At 66.1% G+C, this 433-nt stretch carries 1 pseudogene; it reads right to left on the reverse strand.

Annotated elements, in window-relative coordinates:
- Positions 1-433, reverse strand: a pseudogene (locus tag RF641_RS17505) (HNH endonuclease); the annotation flags it as partial.

Below are 433 nucleotides of genomic sequence, written 5' to 3' on the forward strand. Positions count from 1 at the left end.
TGGTGAAGCGCAGGTAGCGGTCGGTGCCCGCTTCCTTGATGCGGTAGGACTTGGTGTGGCTTTCGAACTGCAGGGTGTATTGGGTGACGGTTTCGCTGATCTGCTTGGGTCCCATGCCGTCGAACAGGTCCGGGGTGGCGCGGAAGTGGGTGTCGAAGGCGGTGCGGCGGGCTGCGTTGACGTCCTGCAAGGGGGTGAGGATGGCCATGGCCTGGGGTTCGGTGAGTTCCCCGAGGGCGAAGCGTTGGGCGAGGAAGGGGGTGTCTTCGGCGAGGATGCGGGCGTTGGCCAGGTAGGAGCGGTAGCCGCGGGGGTCGCGTTTGCGGGCCAGGGCGACGGTGCTGGCTGCTCCGCGGGTGAGGTCGTTGGCGTGGGTGCCGTTGTTCTCGTTGGTGCGGAAGACTTCTTTTTCCAGCTGGTGGGCGAGCATCGC

The sequence above is a fragment of the Arthrobacter sp. 'calajunan' genome (assembly GCF_046940185.1).
In the GTDB taxonomy this organism is placed as follows: Bacteria; Actinomycetota; Actinomycetes; order Actinomycetales; family Micrococcaceae; genus Glutamicibacter; species Glutamicibacter soli.